This is a genomic window from uncultured Tepidimonas sp., from assembly GCF_938045175.1.
Taxonomy (GTDB): domain Bacteria; phylum Pseudomonadota; class Gammaproteobacteria; order Burkholderiales; family Burkholderiaceae_C; genus Tepidimonas.
In genome coordinates this window covers 13,950-27,937 of the sequence record NZ_CALIND010000085.1, presented here as the reverse complement: position 1 = coordinate 27,937, position 13,988 = coordinate 13,950, and the positions used below count along the sequence as shown (strand labels likewise).

14 protein-coding genes and 1 pseudogene are annotated in these 13,988 nt (G+C 69.8%); 6 read left to right on the top strand and 9 right to left on the bottom strand.

Annotated elements, in window-relative coordinates:
* Positions 1 to 384, bottom strand: a pseudogene (locus Q0716_RS04540) (hypothetical protein); the annotation flags it as partial.
* Positions 381 to 1,052 carry a PhaM family polyhydroxyalkanoate granule multifunctional regulatory protein gene (locus Q0716_RS04535; RefSeq protein WP_299020145.1) on the bottom strand — a complete coding sequence of 224 codons (672 nt, stop codon included), beginning with the start codon at positions 1,050 to 1,052 and terminating at the stop codon, positions 381 to 383. The gene Q0716_RS04535 and the pseudogene Q0716_RS04540, both read right to left, overlap by 4 nt.
* 205 nt (positions 1,053 to 1,257) lie before the next feature.
* Here Q0716_RS04535 and Q0716_RS04530 point away from each other — a divergent pair, with 205 nt between their 5' ends.
* Positions 1,258 to 1,641, top strand: coding sequence for a TraR/DksA family transcriptional regulator (locus Q0716_RS04530; RefSeq protein ID WP_299020142.1), 384 nt, complete (start codon positions 1,258 to 1,260; stop codon positions 1,639 to 1,641).
* Here Q0716_RS04530 and Q0716_RS04525 read toward each other — a convergent pair.
* Positions 1,602 to 2,540, bottom strand: a complete 939-nt coding sequence (locus tag Q0716_RS04525) for a fumarylacetoacetate hydrolase family protein (protein ID WP_299020140.1) — start codon at positions 2,538 to 2,540, stop codon at positions 1,602 to 1,604. The two genes, Q0716_RS04530 and Q0716_RS04525, sit on opposite strands and share 40 nt — an antisense overlap.
* A 46-nt stretch (positions 2,541 to 2,586) precedes the next feature.
* Here Q0716_RS04525 and Q0716_RS04520 point away from each other — a divergent pair, with 46 nt between their 5' ends.
* Both Q0716_RS04520 and Q0716_RS04515 read left to right on the top strand, forming a co-directional pair.
* Entirely contained in the window at positions 2,587 to 3,711 is a 1,125-nt protein-coding gene (locus Q0716_RS04520; RefSeq protein ID WP_299020138.1) for a DUF3108 domain-containing protein, read from the top strand.
* 102 nt (positions 3,712 to 3,813) lie between these two features.
* Entirely contained in the window at positions 3,814 to 4,104 is a 291-nt protein-coding gene (locus Q0716_RS04515; protein WP_299020136.1) for a DUF3567 domain-containing protein, read from the top strand.
* Positions 4,105 to 4,170: 66 nt separating this feature from the next.
* On the opposite strand, the gene Q0716_RS04510 is transcribed toward Q0716_RS04515, so the two are convergent.
* Positions 4,171 to 4,680: a DNA starvation/stationary phase protection protein gene (locus Q0716_RS04510; protein ID WP_299020134.1), complete on the bottom strand. Its 510-nt coding sequence runs from the start codon at positions 4,678 to 4,680 to the stop codon at positions 4,171 to 4,173.
* 90 nt (positions 4,681 to 4,770) lie between these two features.
* On the opposite strand from Q0716_RS04510, the gene Q0716_RS04505 reads away from it, so the two are divergent.
* A complete protein-coding gene (locus Q0716_RS04505) occupies positions 4,771 to 5,652 on the top strand; it encodes a ChaN family lipoprotein (protein WP_299020132.1) in 882 nt (293 codons plus the stop codon).
* Between the two features lie 4 nt (positions 5,653 to 5,656).
* On the opposite strand, the gene recQ is transcribed toward Q0716_RS04505, so the two are convergent.
* Genes recQ through hemB form a run of 3 tightly spaced genes read right to left on the bottom strand, consistent with a single transcriptional unit; the run spans position 5,657 to position 9,056 of the window.
* Complete coding sequence (gene recQ, locus Q0716_RS04500; RefSeq protein WP_299020129.1) at positions 5,657 to 7,597, bottom strand: DNA helicase RecQ; 1,941 nt, start codon at positions 7,595 to 7,597, stop codon at positions 5,657 to 5,659.
* Positions 7,598 to 7,599: 2 nt separating this feature from the next.
* On the bottom strand, positions 7,600 to 8,010 hold the full coding sequence (locus Q0716_RS04495) for a rhodanese-like domain-containing protein (protein WP_299020127.1): 411 nt from the start codon (positions 8,008 to 8,010) through the stop codon (positions 7,600 to 7,602).
* 11 nt (positions 8,011 to 8,021) lie between these two features.
* Positions 8,022 to 9,056, bottom strand: coding sequence for a porphobilinogen synthase (gene hemB, locus Q0716_RS04490; RefSeq protein ID WP_299020125.1), 1,035 nt, complete (start codon positions 9,054 to 9,056; stop codon positions 8,022 to 8,024).
* A gap of 87 nt (positions 9,057 to 9,143) precedes the next feature.
* Between hemB and Q0716_RS04485 the strand changes: the two genes are divergently transcribed.
* Positions 9,144 to 9,866 carry a hypothetical protein gene (locus Q0716_RS04485; protein WP_299020123.1) on the top strand — a complete coding sequence of 241 codons (723 nt, stop codon included), beginning with the start codon at positions 9,144 to 9,146 and terminating at the stop codon, positions 9,864 to 9,866.
* Between the two features lie 9 nt (positions 9,867 to 9,875).
* Here Q0716_RS04485 and Q0716_RS04480 read toward each other — a convergent pair whose 3' ends face one another.
* The gene (locus Q0716_RS04480) at positions 9,876 to 12,107 is read right to left on the bottom strand and encodes a malate synthase G (RefSeq protein WP_299020121.1); all 2,232 of its coding nucleotides are present in this window, start codon (positions 12,105 to 12,107) and stop codon (positions 9,876 to 9,878) included.
* Between the two features lie 155 nt (positions 12,108 to 12,262).
* Here Q0716_RS04480 and Q0716_RS04475 point away from each other — a divergent pair, with 155 nt between their 5' ends.
* Positions 12,263 to 13,180, top strand: a complete 918-nt coding sequence (locus Q0716_RS04475; RefSeq protein WP_299020119.1) for a LysR family transcriptional regulator — start codon at positions 12,263 to 12,265, stop codon at positions 13,178 to 13,180.
* A gap of 17 nt (positions 13,181 to 13,197) precedes the next feature.
* Here Q0716_RS04475 and Q0716_RS04470 read toward each other — a convergent pair whose 3' ends face one another.
* A complete protein-coding gene (locus Q0716_RS04470) occupies positions 13,198 to 13,962 on the bottom strand; it encodes a nitrilase-related carbon-nitrogen hydrolase (protein WP_299020117.1) in 765 nt (254 codons plus the stop codon).
* Positions 13,963 to 13,988 lie beyond the last annotated feature (26 nt).

Sequence of the window (13,988 nt, the reverse complement as noted above, 5' to 3'; positions counted from 1 at the left end):
CAGGGGGGCGACACCGCTGAACACCCGGTAGCGGCCCGGTGCCAGGTCGCACAGCATCACCACCAGCGCCGGCTCGTCCCAGTACTCGACCCCCGTGGCGCCAATGCCCACGCCGACCGCCCCCACCCAATCGGTCACCTGGGGCAGCTCGGCGCCCAGATACGCCAGGATCTCGGCGGCCGCGCCCGCGTAGTGGTCGGTCAGGTACACCAACGCCAGCGGCGTGGTGGTGTGACCCGCGTCGCCGCCGTGGGTAGCGCCACCTCCGGCCGCGGGTGCCGCCGACGCCCGCGCCGCCAACTGGGCCCGCAGCTGCGTGACCACCAGCGCCGCCGCCACCGGCCACTGGGGGTGGGTGGCGTGCGCACAGACGAATCGCTTCACGAGCGGGACCTCCGTGAAGAAGCCCGTGCAGAAGCCGGGCGCAAGGCCGCTGGCGCCGAGGCGCTGGCCGGGGGGCGGGCACGCTTGGGGCGCGCCGCGGGTGGTGGGGCTGGCGGCGGCTCGGGCGGACTCGGGTCGGGGGCAGCCTGCTGGGCCATGTCCTGCATGGCCTGCGCGGCGATGCCCTGAAACTGCTCGGTCAACGCGCGCCACCAGCGCACGGGATCGACGCCGGGCACGGCGGGCGCGGGCGCCCCTGCCGCGGCGGTGGAAGGCTCGCCGCAGGGTGCGTCGGGGGTCTGCGCGGCGCCGGAGGCCCTGGCGGCCGACGCCACTGCAGCGCCGCCCGCCAGGGCCTGCGCCATTTCGGCCAGACTGACATTCATGCCCTTGAGCGTCGCCAGGGTCATGCGCTGCACTTCCAGCGCCTGGATCGTGGCCTGCAGCGCGCGGGCGTTTTGCTCGAGCCAAAAGTGCACGGCCTTCAAATCGCGAATACGGCGCTCGAGCTCGTCGGGGTCGAACACGGGCGCGACCCACTGGGCCACGGGCGGGGCCTCGGGCGCGGCGTCACGCCCGGCCAAGCCTTGCAAAAAGGCAAACCCGGGAACGTAGCGGGCATAGGGAGCGAACGCGGCGTGCAAGGCGCTGAAATCGGGCGAGGTCATGACGGGCTCCCAGGCGCGGCGGGCGCCAACTGGCGTGAAGGTTACCGTAGCATGCCACAGGGCGCCCATCCGCGATACCCCACCCGAGCACCGCAGGGGCTTGATCGGCATCAAACCCTGCACCAACCCCACTGGTGCGGCGCGCGGAATGTGGCCACAATTCCAGCATCGGCCCGCGGGGCCACACATCAGACACCAGGATCCCATGAGCCAACCCATCTCGGACACCTTCGCCCAGCAACTGCAGCAGATGCGCACCGAGCTGATCGCCCAGATTCGGGCCCAGCGTGGCGGCAAGATCGGCCGCGCCGAGGCGGCCCCGGATCCCCACGACATCCAAAGCGGGGACTGGTCGCAGGTCGACGGCGAGCGCGATCTGGCGCAGGCGCTGGATGCGCGCGAAACCGCCGAGCTGCGCGCCATCGACGACGCGCTGGAGCGCATTCGCCAGGGCACGTACGGGCTGTGCATCGATTGTGGCGCCGAGATCCCCGCGGCACGCCTGCACGCCGCCCCCACCGCCCTGCGCTGCCTGGATTGCCAGGCCCGCTACGAGCGCAGCCACCCCGTGGCCACGCCGTCACTCTGACCGGCGGCGGGCCACGTCACGTCGATCGCGCCGAAGGGCTCACGCCCGTCGGGCAGGCGGGCTTCGATCTGGACACGGTCGCCCGCCGTCAACCAGGGCGTGCTGATGTGGCCCAGGGCGCGCGCCTCGGCAGCCCGGCGCATCGCCAGCGAGGCGTAACCACGCGGCCACGTGGGCGGATCGCCCTCGATACACGGGGTGGGCAGTACCCCACCCGCGACCACGACCCCCGCTGCCAGCCCCCGCCAGCGCGCTGCGTTGGCCAACAACGACCCAAATGAGTTGGGCTGGTCGGCGCCGTCCGCGATGCCGAGCTTGCGCCCTTGACAGACCGTGGTCACGCTCAGCGCCAGCCGCCCGTCGCGCCACGCCGACCCCAGCTCGTCGGGCGTGACCACGCACGGCGCGACGCTGACGCCCCAGGGCCGCTCGGGGGCATCGTAGCCGTGGCGCCACAGGCAGGCCAGCGCCAGCAGCCGCACCCCCTCTAGCGCCGCCGACGCCTCGACCCCTGCCCCCACATCGCCGCAAATGGCCGCCAGCGTCGGGGCGACGTCGGCCACCCCTGCTACCGCCGGCAGCGGCTGCACCGGCCCCCAGAGGGCATCGCTGCGCCACGGCAGCGGCTCGTCGCCGTCGGGCTCGGGCACCCACCAGCCCACGGCGCGCGGCAAGGGAGCCGCACACTGGCGCGGGTCGAACGCGAACGCGTGCCGCGCTTTGCCGTGATCGAGCGTGACCGCCAGATCGTGCAACTGCGGCGCGATGAAATTCCAGTCGTCGAGCGCCTGCTGCAGCGTATCGGCGATGCCGGTGGCGTAGTGCGCCAGCGCGCCGTCGCGCGAGACGACGACCAACTGTCCGTCGCGGCTGCCGTCGCGATAGGTGGCGAGCTTCATGGGTGGCTTCTCCCGAATGTGCGATGCAGGCGCTAGTATCGCGTCCATGAAGGTCGGCGTCTTGCTCGCGCCGCGTCTGCGCATCGCCGCTGCCGTGGCCGGTGTCGTCGCGTTGCATGCGGCGGCGCTGGCGCTGCTGTGGCCGCCCGCGTCCCCCGCGGGCCGCGGCCCCGATGGCGCACGCGCGGCCGTGGTGGCCGCCGCGCTGCTGGCGCCGTCGGCTCGCCCCGCCCCGTTGGAGTCAAAGCCCCAGTCAAAGCCCCCTGCACCGAGGCCCCCCGACGCCCGTCCACGCACCCCACCGGCCGCTGCCCAAACGCCCCCACAGCCCCGCGACGATGGCTTGCCGTCGCGCACGGCAAACACCAGCCCCGCGCTGGCCGAGCCCCCCTCCACCCCCGCCGAGGCACCCGGCGTCGCCGAGGCCCCCGGTGCAGTACCGCAGCCGCCCGAAGCGCTGACGGTAGCCGAGGCTGCACCCCTGCGCCCAGCAAGCCCCGGCAACACGGTCGCGGCGTGGCAACCGCCCCCCTCTGCCCAACTGCACTACGACGTGCTCGGCGAAGCGCGCGGCTTGAACTACCGCGCGCAAGCCACGCTGGACTGGCAGTGGGACGGTGAGCGCTACCGCGCCGAACTCACGTTACGGGCGTTTCTGGTCGGCACGCGCACGCAATCCAGCGTGGGCACCCTCTCGCACCAAGGCCTGCAGCCGCGGCGCTTCGAGGACCGCGCCCGCCGCACGCGCGGACTGACGTTCGAGTGGGCGGCCAGCGGTGCCCCGGCGCACGCCTTGTCGGATGACGGCGCACGGCTCGACGGGCTGCCCGCCGGTACCCAGGATCGGCTATCGGTATTCATCCAACTCGGGCCCTGGGTGGACGGTGCCCAGCCAGGCGAGCGCTGGTCCCTTCCCGTCGTGGGCTCGAACCAGGTCGAGACATGGACGTTCGAAGTCGTCGAGCACGAGCGCCTCGCGCTGCCTGCGGGCGAGTTCGACACCCTGCGGCTGCGTCGCAGCGCCACGGGCACCGCCGAGCGGGGCTTGGGCGTCGAGCTGTGGTTCAGCCCAGCGCTGCCCGGCCTGCCAGTGCGCATCGTGCTGCAGCAGGCCAATGGCGACCGGGTCGATCAACAGTTGCGTGCATGGCGCCACACGGCATCCCCTTGAAAAACGCCGGCCGCGACCCAATATCCGGTACGTCAGCGGACACCACCCACCCCAGTGGACCCGCTGCTTGCAGGGATTCCGTCTTTCGAGGATAGTGTGGCCATGCACATGCTCTACAACTCCGACAGTTTCGCGGTGGTCCACATCCTGGCCAACGCCCAGGAGGTGGCGAGCGCGGCCGACAGCGACACCCCGCGGCCGGTGCTGCCGCGCCACGGGTTCGAGATCGTGGACAAGCGCTCCGGCAAGGAGGTGTACCTGGATGGCTCCTGGGCCGAGCTGTTTCAGCAGCAGATCGAGGCCTGGCAACAAAACACGCCCACCCAGGAAGAAGTCGAGGACACGCTGGAGCGCTACGCGTCGCTGGCGCAAACGCCGGTCGTGGTGCACTAAAAACAGGGGCGGGATGCCCCTGCTGCCATCCGCAGGCAGCCGCTGGCGAGCGGCAACGGTTGGCGCTTACTCCTCCAGCAAACTGCGCAGCATCCAGGCGGTTTGCTCGTGCACCGCCAGCCGTTGCGTCAGCAAATCGGCCGTGGGTTCATCATGGGCTTTGTCCACCAGCGGAAACAGGCTGCGTGCCGTGCGGGCCACCGCTTCGTGCCCTTGCACCAGCAGGCGCACCATCTCCAGCGCCTTGGGCGGCTGCGCCGGCGCGTCCGGCACGGAACTCAGGCGCGCGAATTCGGCGTACGAGCCCGGCGCGATGTGCCCCAGCGCGCGAATACGCTCGGCAATCGGGTCGACCGCGTTCCACAGTTCGGTGTACTGCTGCATGAACATGGCATGCAACGTATTGAACATGGGCCCCGTGACGTTCCAGTGAAAATTGTGCGTGGTCAGGTACAGCGTGTAGGTATCGGCCAATAGGCGGCTGAGGCCTTCGGCAATGGCTGCGCGGTCAGCCGCGTCGATGCCGATGTCGAGGGCGCGGCTGGGATTCGGGGTACGGGCGGTTTTTTTGGCCATAGGTGTTTGCTCCGGTCGAAAACCACAAAGGCGATGCGCCGCGGGGGCGGCGTGGCTGCATCATATCGGCATCCCGGACTATGATGGGGTATGAATGCTCCCGCTCTGACGCGCCGATCCTGGCTGATGGCAGCCGCCGCGTGTTGCGCAGTGGGCGCCGTCGCGCCGACGATGGCCGCGCCCGAGCCGTTCGCGGTGCTCGACCCCGAGCAGCCGCAACGCTGGCTGCGAGCCCGGCTCGAGGCACTGGGCACGCCGCGCTGGCTGCTGTTCGGCGAGCAGCACGATGCCGACATGCACCAGCGTCTGCATGCGTGGGTGGTGCAGGCGCTGGCCGAGCAAGGGCGGCTGCACGCGCTCGTCATCGAGATGGCCGAGCGCGGCCATGGCACGGAGGGGCTGGCGGCCGACAGCACGGAAGAGGCCGTCCGGCAAGCCCTGCGCTGGAACGAAAGTGGATGGCCCTGGCAGCGCTACGGGCCGATGGTGATGGCCGCGGTGCGCGCCGGCATACCGGTGTGGGGCGGCAACCTGCCCCGCACCGAGCACGCACGGGTGATGCGCGAGGCGTACTGGGACCAAATGCTGCCCACACCGGCGCAAGAGGCGCTGCTGCGCGCCATCGACGAGGGCCACTGCGGGCAGCTGCCGCCGACGCAATGGGTGCCGATGGCGCGCATCCAGCTCGCGCGCGACGACGCCATGGCCACCACCCTGCGCGAGCGCTCGCGCGTCGGCCAGACGACGGTGCTGGTGGCGGGACAGCAGCACGTGCGACGCGACCGGGGCGTGCCGGTTCACCTGCAGCGCCACGGCGCGGCGGCCGACGCACCGGGTGTGCTCGTGACCGTCGCCATGGTCAGCGCCAACCATCGCCAAAGCGCGCACGAAGCCAGCGTGGATGCCATCTGGCTCACCCCGGCCACGCCGTCGGTCGATCATTGCGCCGTGTTACGGGGAAGCGGCAACTGAATGCTCATTTCGCCATCAGGTCGACGACCGGGTGCGCAGACGCGCCCTTGTCGGTGATCGGTAGCGTTTGGGCCACCACGCGCAGCACCTCGCGGCCGTACGCCTCGCGCTTCTTGTCGCCCAGGCCGGGGATATCGAGCAGCTCGTGCGCGTGACGCGGCAGCCGCTCGGCGATCGCGCGCAGGGTGGCATCGTGAAAGATCACGTAGGCCGGCAGGTCGTGCTCGCGCGCGACCGCCGCGCGCCACGCCTTGAGGGCGGCCAGCACCTCGCGGCTTTGCAGCGGCAGCCGGGCGTCGCTGGCCACGGCGCGCAGGCGTCGCTCATCGCGGTCGCGCGCGCGGCGCTCGCCGGCACTCGCCGTCGACACCCGCAGGCGTACCCTTTGCTCGCCGCGCAGGATTGGGCGCGCCGCTGGCGTCAGGTGCAGGGTGTGGAACTCGCCCGCCACCTGCACCGCGCCCACGGCGATGAGCTGGCGCAACAGCGCGCGCCACTGGGTCTCGTCCAGCTCGCGCCCGATGCCGAACGTGGACAGCGCCGTGTGGCCGTGCTGGCGCGCTTTGTCGGTGGCTTGGCCGCGCAGCACGTCGATGAGGTGTCCGGCGCCGAACGCCGCACCCGCCTGCTGCAGTCGGTAGATGCACGACAGCAGCTTGCGTGCGGGCTCGGTCGCATCCCAGGTCTGTGGGGGTTGCAGGCAGTTGTCGCAGTTGCCGCATGGGGCGCTCGACTCGCCAAAGTAGGCCAGCAGCTGCTGGCGGCGGCAGTCGGTGGACTCGGCCAGCGCCAGCAGCGCGTCGAGCTTGGCGCGTAGCACGCGTTTGAACGCCTCGTCAGCAGGGCTGTCGTCGATCAAGCGGCGCTGCTGTACCACGTCTTGCAGACCGTAGGCCATCCAGGCGTCGGCGGGCTCGCCGTCGCGGCCAGCGCGGCCCGTCTCCTGGTAGTAGCCCTCGATGTTTTTGGGGAGGTCCAGGTGCGCGACGAAGCGCACGTCGGGCTTGTCAATGCCCATGCCAAAGGCGATCGTGGCCACCATGATGAGGCCGTCCTCGCGCAAAAAGCGGTCTTGGTGGCGCTGGCGCGTGGCGTTGTCCAAGCCCGCGTGGTAGGGCAAGGCGCGCAGGCCTGCGGCCTGCAGGCGCGCGGCCACGTCTTCCACCTTGCGCCGCGACGCGCAGTAGACGATGCCGCTGTCGTGGCCGTGCGGGCCGCCGTGCTCGCGTTCGATGAAGCGCAGCAGCTGGCGCAGGCTGTCGCGCTTTTCCACGATGGTGTAACGGATGTTGGGCCGGTCGAAGCTGGCCACGAAGGTGGCTGCCCCCTCCAACCGCAAGTGGGTGGCGATGTCGGCGCGCGTGATGGCGTCGGCGGTGGCCGTTAGCGCCACCCGCGGCACGCCGGGAAAGCGCTCGGGCAGCAGCGCCAGCTCGCGGTATTCCGGCCGAAAATCGTGCCCCCACTGGCTGACGCAGTGCGCCTCGTCGATGGCAAACAGCGCCAGCCGTCCGGCATCGTGCAGCGCCTGCAGTCGGGCCAAAAAGCGCGGGGTGACGATGCGCTCCGGCGCAGCATAGAGCAGCGTGAGCTCGCCACGCATCAGGCGCTGCTCCACCGCCGCTGCTTGCTCGGGCGTGAGGCTGGAGTTGAGGTAAGCGGCCTCCACCCCGGCTTCGATGAGCGCGCCGACCTGGTCGTGCATTAGGGCAATCAGGGGCGAGACCACGACCGTCACCCCGAGACCGGCGCGCTGGCGCAGAATGGCCGGAATCTGGTAACACAGCGACTTGCCGCCACCGGTGGGCATGAGCACGAGCGCGTCGCCACCTCCCGCCACGTGCGCCACGATGTCGGCTTGCTGGCCGCGAAAGGCGTGGTAACCGAACACCTCGGCCAGCACCGCGTGCGCCTGCGCCCGTAGGTCGGCCACTGACGGAGCCATGCTCACATCTGTTCCCAGGGCAGCCCTTCGAAGCGCCAGCCGTTGACGCTGGAGCGGTGGAAATGCTCGTCGAGCTCGCCCTCGAAGCCGTGCACCACGTGCGCCACGTCGGTAAAGCCCGCCGCTTCCAACGCGGCGCCCGCGTCCAGCGTGCGCTTGCCGCTGCGGCAGATCAGCAGGATGGGCCGGGTTTTGTCCCCCGCCTCTTGCTCCACACGGCGCGCAAAGTCCTGCGGGTCGGGTCGCAAGTCGGGGTATTCGTACCACGGGATGTTGACCACGCCCGGCGGCCGCCCGACGTAGAGCGACTCGATCTCCATGCGCACGTCCACGAACAGCGGACGGCGCTCGGGTGGCTGATCGGCCTGCGCTTGCAGCCAGCGCCAGGCCTCGGTGGGTTGCAGGTGTTTCATCGATCGGTACATCAACGCCGCGCCTGGGCACGCAGCAGGCGCGCGGCATCGCGCGCGAAGTAGGTCAGCACCCCGTCGGCACCCGCGCGCTTGAACGCCAGCAGCGCCTCCATCATCACCGCGTCGTGGTCGAGCCAGCCGTTGGCGGCTGCCGCCTTGATCATCGCGTACTCACCGCTGACCTGGTAGGCGAAGGTGGGCACCTTGAACGCCTCCTTCACCCGCCGCACCACGTCCAGGTAGGGCATGCCGGGCTTGACCATGACCATGTCGGCGCCTTCGGCGAGGTCGAGCGCCACTTCGCGCAGGGCCTCGTCGGTGTTGGCCGGGTCCATCTGGTAGACCTTTTTGTCGGCCTTGCCCAAGTTGGCGGCGCTGCCCACGGCGTCGCGAAACGGGCCGTAGAAGGCGCTGGCGTATTTGGCGCTGTAGGCCATGATGCGCGTGTGCACGTACCCGCGCGCCTCCAGCGCCTGGCGGATGGCGCCCACGCGCCCGTCCATCATGTCACTGGGTGCCACGATGTCCACGCCGGCGGCCGCCTGCACCAGCGCCTGCTTGACCAGCACCTCGACGGTGGCGTCGTTGACGATGTAGCCGCTGTCGTCCAGCAGGCCGTCTTGACCGTGGCTGGTGTAGGGGTCGAGCGCCACGTCGGTCATGACGCCCAGGTTGGGCACGCGCGCCTTGAGCTCGGCGACCACGCGCGGAATCAGCCCGTCGGGGTTCCAGGCCTCGCGCCCGTCCGGGGTTTTGAGCGCGGGGTCGATGACCGGAAACAGCGCCATAACGGGAATGCCCAGCTCCACGCACTCCTCGGCCACCGGCAGCAACTGGTCCAGGCTCAGGCGCTCCACCCCGGGCATGGACGCCACCGGTTCGCGGCGGCCCCGGCCGTCGAGCACGAACACGGGGTAGATCAGGTCGTGTACGGTCAGGTGGTGCTCCCGCACCAGGTTGCGGGTAAACACGTCCCGGCGCAGACGGCGCGGGCGCGACAGCGGGTACGGAGCGGGTGGATAGCAGGAGGTGTCGGATGCGTTCATGACCGTTATTGTGACGGGTTGGCGCCTGGGCTACACTGCTTTGGCTTGTCTTTTGCCCCTTTGCTCTGCACGCCCCGATCATTGCCCGTGTTGTCCACCACCCTGCCCCCGCCTTCGCCGACGCCTAGCCGCGTCGAGCCAGCCGACTGGCGCCTGGCACCCCACTGGCCAGATCTGGCTGTGGCGGTCACCACCCAGGCCGTCGATTCGGTCGATCATCTGCTGCGCGGGCTGGCGCTGCTGGTGCAGCGCGGTCGCCTCAGCGAGGCGGAGTACCACATCCTGGCACAGCCGGCATTGCGCCTGAAGCGCTGCAGCATCCAGGCGCAGCAAATCGTGCGGCTGCACAGCGGCCAGGTGCGCCAGACGCACGAAAAGATCGACCTCGCGCAGATCGTCGAATCGGTGTTGCACGAACGGCGCGACGAGCTGGCACTGGCTGGCGTGACGGTGGTCCGGCAACTGCACCCGGTGGAGCTGCTGATCGATCCCACGCTGGCCTACAGCCTAGTGCAGACGCTGCTGGAGTGGGGGCTGCAGCACGGCAACCGCCTGGATTGGCGCGTCGAGCCGCGGGCCGTGGACAGCGTGGTCGGCGCTGGCGCTGCGCTCGGCGGCCTCTCGGGTTGGCTCGAGCTGTCGGTCGCGTCCAGCGATGCCGACACGGCCGATGCCGCTCGAGAGGACGGCGTGGTGTGGCTGTTGGCGCAGCAGCTCGCGCACACCGACGGCGGCATCGTGCTGCAGCGGGATCGTCAGCCCGACGGATGGCACCTGCGCGCCCAATTTCGCCGGGCCGTCGGCCGCTGACGGGAGTCCTCAGGCCCCCGCGCGCGCCGCTTTGACCTTCAGACGCCAAGCGTGCAGCAGCGGCTCGGTGTAGCCGTTGGGTTGCTCCTTGCCCTTGAAGACCAGATCCAGCGCAGCCTGGAACGCCATGCTCTGCTCGAAGTGCGGCGCCATGGGGCGGTAGTTTGGGTCACCCGCGTTTTGCTGGTCCACTTTCGCCGCCATGCGCTCGAAGGTCGCGCGCACCTGCTCGGGTGTGACGACACCGTGGTGTAGCCAGTTGGCCACGTGCTGGCTGCTGATACGCAGCGTGGCGCGGTCTTCCATCAGGCCGACGTCGTTGATGTCGGGCACCTTGGAACACCCCACCCCTTGGTCCACCCAGCGCACCACGTAGCCCAGGATGCCCTGGATGTTGTTGTCCAGCTCCTGCTGCTTGTCGGCCTCGCTCCAGTGCGGGTTGGGGCTGACGGGCACGGTCAGCAGCCCGGCCAGCAGGGTGTCGCGCTCGGCATCAGCGTCGATTTGTTCCAGCGCTTGCTGGATGGCGGCGACATCGACCTGGTGGTAGTGCAGCGCGTGCAACGTGGCCGCCGTCGGGCTGGGCACCCAGGCGGTGTTGGCACCGGCCTTGGGATGGGCGATTTTTTGCTCCAGCATCGCCTTCATCAGGTCGGGCATGGCCCACATGCCCTTGCCGATCTGGGCGCGCCCGCGCAAGCCGCACTTCAGGCCCACCAGCACGTTGTTGCGCTCGTAGGCGGCAATCCAGGCGCTGGTCTTCATGTCGTTCTTGCGGATCATGGGGCCGGCGAGCATCGCGGTATGGATCTCGTCGCCCGTGCGGTCCAAAAAGCCGGTGTTGATGAACGCCACACGGCTGCTGGCCGCGGCGATGCACGCCTTGAGGTTGACGCTGGTGCGGCGCTCCTCGTCCATGATGCCAAGTTTGACCGTGCTGTCCGGCAGGCCCAGCAACTGCTCTACGCGCGCGAACAGCTCGTTGGCGAACGCCACCTCGCGCGGCCCGTGCATCTTGGGCTTGACGATGTAGATGCTGCCCGCGCGGCTGTTGCGGATCGCCTCACCGCTGGGCAAGCGCCCGTGCCCTTGCAGGTCGTGCAGCGCGATGGTGGTGGTCACCACGGCGTCCATGATGCCTTCCGGGATCTCGCGCACCTGGCCGTCCGCGTCGGTGTACAGGATGGCCGGGTTGGTCATCAGGTGCCCCACGTTGCGCACGAACAGCAGCGAACGCCCGGGGAGCACCAGTTCACCTTGGCCGTCCGGCGTGCGGTAGCGGCGGTCCGGGTTCAGACCGCGCGTGAGCATGCGGCCGCCCTTGTCGAAGCTTTCCGTCAACCAACCCTGCAAAATGCCCAGCCAGTTGCGGTAGCCCAGCACCTTGTCTTCGGCATCGACCGCCGCCACCGAATCTTCCAGATCCAGGATGGTGGACAACGCCGCTTCCAGCACCACGTCGCACACGCCGGCAGGGTCGGTCGCCCCGATGGGGTGTTGACGGTCGATGCGAATGTCCAGGTGCAGCCCATGGTGGCGCAACAGCACCGACGACGGCGCCTCGCCCGCGCCCTGGTAGCCCACGAAATGGGTCGGCTCGCGCAAGCCAGTGACGCTGCCGTCGCGCAGGCGCACACGCAGCGCACCGCCGTCGACGGTGTAGGCCACCGAATCGGCGTGCGACCCCTGCGCCAGCGGCGCGGCCTCGTCCAGCACACGGCGCGCGTAGGCAATCACCTCGGCACCGCGTTTTTCGTTGTAACCCGGCCCTTTGGCGCGACCGTCGTCTTCGGGGATGACGTCGGTGCCGTAGAGCGCGTCATACAGGCTGCCCCAGCGCGCATTGGCGGCGTTGAGCGCATAGCGCGCGTTCAGAATCGGCACCACCAGCTGCGGACCAGCCTGCGTGGCCAGCTCCGCGTCGACGTTGGCCGTGGTCACGCGCACGTCGCCGGGCGGCGGCACCAGGTAGCCGATCGTCTCCAGAAACTGGCGGTACGCCTGCGGGTTTTGGATGGGTCCGGGGTGCGCGCTGTGCCACTTGTCCAGCTCGGCCTGCAGGCGGTCGCGCTCGGCCAGCAAGGCGCGGTTCTTGGGGGCCAGATCGGCCACGATGGCGTCGAACCCTTGCCAAAAGCGCGCGCTGTCGATGCCGGTGCCGGGCAGCACTTGGTCTTCGATGAAGCGATACAGCACTTCGGCCACCTGCAAGCGGCCCACGGGGATACGAGAAGTCGTCATTCGGTTGCTCTCCATGGTGTCAATACTTCACCCGGCGCGCCCGGAAGGGACGTGTCGGGGCAGATACGGATGCTGCAACTGTAGGGCATTGCCGGGGCGAAATCGAGCCCATGCCGCCCTCGTCAGCCATGACTTTTTGTTGAATAATCAGCGCCATGGACCGCGTCAAGGCCATGGAAACCTTCGTCTCGGTGGCGCAGCGCGGCAGCCTCGCCGCCGCCGCGCGTGCCGAGGGCGTGGTGCCCGCCATCATCGGTCGGCGGCTGGACGCACTAGAGGAGCATTTGGGCGTCAAGCTGCTGGTGCGCACCACGCGGCGGCTGACCCTGACGCCGGAAGGCAGCGCCTTTTTGGAGGATTGTCAGCGCCTGCTCGCCGAGCTCGCGCAGGCCGAGGCCAACGTCAGCGCCGGCGGCCAAACCGTGCGCGGCCACTTGCGCATCACCGCCCCTGCAGGGTTTGGGCGCCAGCGTGTGGCGCCGCTGGTGCCGCTCTTTCGCGCGCGCCACCCGGAGGTCACCGTTTCGCTCAACCTGAGCGACCGCCTGGTCGATTTGGTGGCCGAAGGCTACGACTGCGCCGTGCGCGTGGGTGACCTGCCCGACTCCACGCTCATCAGCACCCGTTTGGCCGACAACCGGCGTCTCGTGGTGGCCGCACCCAGCTACCTCCGTCGGCACGGGATCCCGCGCACGCCGCACGACGTGCTACAGCACGACTGCCTGGTGCTGTCCTCGGACGCTTCGCAAACGCGCGGCTGGGCGTTTACCATGACGGAAGCCGACGGGCGGCGCAAGGTCATCCACATCCGCCCCCGCGGCCCACTGGACTGCACCGACGGCCAAGTGCTCTACGAATGGTGCATCGCTGGCCTAGGGCTGGCCTGGCGCAGCACCTGGGAAGTGCAGGCCGACATCGACGCCGGCCGGTTGGTCAGCGTGCTGGACGACTACGCCGCCCCGCCCAACGGCATCTACGCGGTTTACCCCAGCGCGCGCCACCTGCCTCGGCGGGTTCGCGCGTGGATCGATTTCCTCAAGGAGCACTACGGGCGGGAGGGGTTTTGGGGGTGAGCAGGGGAGGCGTCGCCTCAACGCAACACCTCGGCCACCAACAACGCCTCCCCCCTTCCCGCCCGGGCCCGCACCTCGCCCCGCGGCCCGGCCAGTGTGCTCAAGCCGCCGTAGTGGGTGCGGCCCTCCGCGCCACAGGCGTTGGCATAGGCGATGGCAACATGGTGCTCGGCCGCCAGCCGGGGCACGGTCAGCAGCGGCGCGTCGTCGTAGGGCAGCATGTTGGCCGTGGGCACCAAAATCACGCGCGCCCCCTGAGCCGCTAGGGCGCGAACGGTGGCACGCTGCTCGACGTCGTAGCAGATCAACAGGCCGATGCGCCAGCCTTCCCAGTCAAACGGGGTACCCACTTCCTCGCCCGGCGAGAAGCGCTCGGCGTCTGCCGCGCCGAAAAGGTGCACTTTGCGGTGCACCCCCAGCCGCCGCCCGTCGGGGCCGATGGCTTGCGCTGCGTTGTAGGGTCGAGCGCCCGCGGGGTGCGACTCGGGCCAGCCATAGACGATGCCCAGGCGATGGCGCTGTGCGATGGCCGCGACCGCCTGCGCCCAGAGGCCGTCAGCCGGTTGCGCCAGCGCAGCCAACTGCGCGGGATCGATCAAGTAGCCCGTCAGCAACATTTCGGGCGTGACCAACCAGTGCGCCCCCTGTTGCGCGGCTTGTGCTGCTGCGACATCCAGGCACGCCAGTGCGCGGCCGGTGTCCCCAGGCGCAGGGTGGGGCGTTTGCCAGAGGGCAATGCGCAGCGATTGCGCTGGCCACGCGCGGTCGTTCTCCGTTTGCATCCGTGCGTCCATGTCTGCAAGCGTAG